This window comes from Streptomyces sp. NPDC059900 (assembly GCF_050270335.1).
Lineage (GTDB): Bacteria > Actinomycetota > Actinomycetes > Streptomycetales > Streptomycetaceae > Streptomyces.
On the sequence record NZ_JBNNJZ010001166.1, the window covers coordinates 1 to 1,052 of the forward strand.

1 protein-coding gene and 1 pseudogene are annotated in these 1,052 nt (G+C 71.2%); both read right to left on the reverse strand.

The features are described 5' to 3' along the window. Positions 1-193, reverse strand: a pseudogene (locus ACQKIP_RS48085) (STAS domain-containing protein); the annotation flags it as partial. Further along, the coding region (locus ACQKIP_RS48090) for a cobalamin B12-binding domain-containing protein (RefSeq protein ID WP_427745945.1) at positions 190-1,052 on the reverse strand (863 nt) is incomplete at its 5' end. The pseudogene ACQKIP_RS48085 and the gene ACQKIP_RS48090, both read right to left, overlap by 4 nt.

Sequence of the window (1,052 nt, forward strand, 5' to 3'; positions counted from 1 at the left end):
AGTCGACGGCTTGGAGCCCCGCGCAGTGCAGGTGCAGGTCGCTCAGGCGCGGGTGTTCGGCGAGCTTGGCGGTGACCGCGAGCAGGAGGTGGTCGGCGTTGTCGTAGTCGAGGTCGCCGTGGACCTCTATACGCACGGTGTCCTCGGTGTCGACCGTGGTCAGGCGCAGGGGAGAGGGCGGTGTTGTGGTCATGCGGTCTTTCCGGCGGTGATGCGGTGGTCGGGCGTGAGCGCGGCGATGCCGTGCTGGAGGGTCCGGGTGGCCCGGGGGAAGTCCTTGAGCTCGCGGGCCAGGATGTCCAGGGCCGGCGGCAGGCTGCGCGCGGGCACGCCGCGGGCGGTGAGGATCCCGGCGGTCCAGGTGATGAACCAGGTGAAGAGGTCCTCGTCGCCGAGGTAGAGGGCGACGGCGAGGAATTCCACGATGTGCGCGAGGTCTTCGGCGGTGCGCTCGCGCTGCTGTTCGCTGTAGGTGCGCATGGCCGGGTACGCGTCTTCCAGAGAGGTGAAGACGGTGCGCACGAGCGAGGTGCTGCTGCGCGTGACCATGCTGTATTCCTGGTCTTCCAGGTGGGGCAGGTCATCGATGGGCTGGTGATCGGGCTGCGGGCGGGGCAGCGGCACCCGGGCCAGGCGGTCGGCCGCGCTACGGGCGTCGGGGGCCCAGGCGTCGGCGCCGAGCAGGCGGGCGTACTTGCCGCCGGGGCCGAACGCGGCTCCGCCGGCGAGTACCGGTACGCCGACGGCCTGGCAGGCGGTGATCGCGGCGTGCGCGGTGGGCAGCCGGGTCGCGATGGAACTGGAGAGCGCGACCACGTCGGTGTCGGTGCGGTGCAGGTGGGCGATGAGGTGCGGGGAAGGGACCTGCGCGCCGAGGTAGTCGACGTGCCAGCCGCGCAGCTTCAGGACCTCGGCCAGCAGCCGCGCGGGCAGCGCATGCCATTCGCCGTCCACGCACGCCACCGTGATCCTGCCCCGGTCCACCTGGAAGACCAGGAATACAGCATGGTCACGCGCAGCAGCACCTCGCTCGTGCGCACCGTCTTCACCTC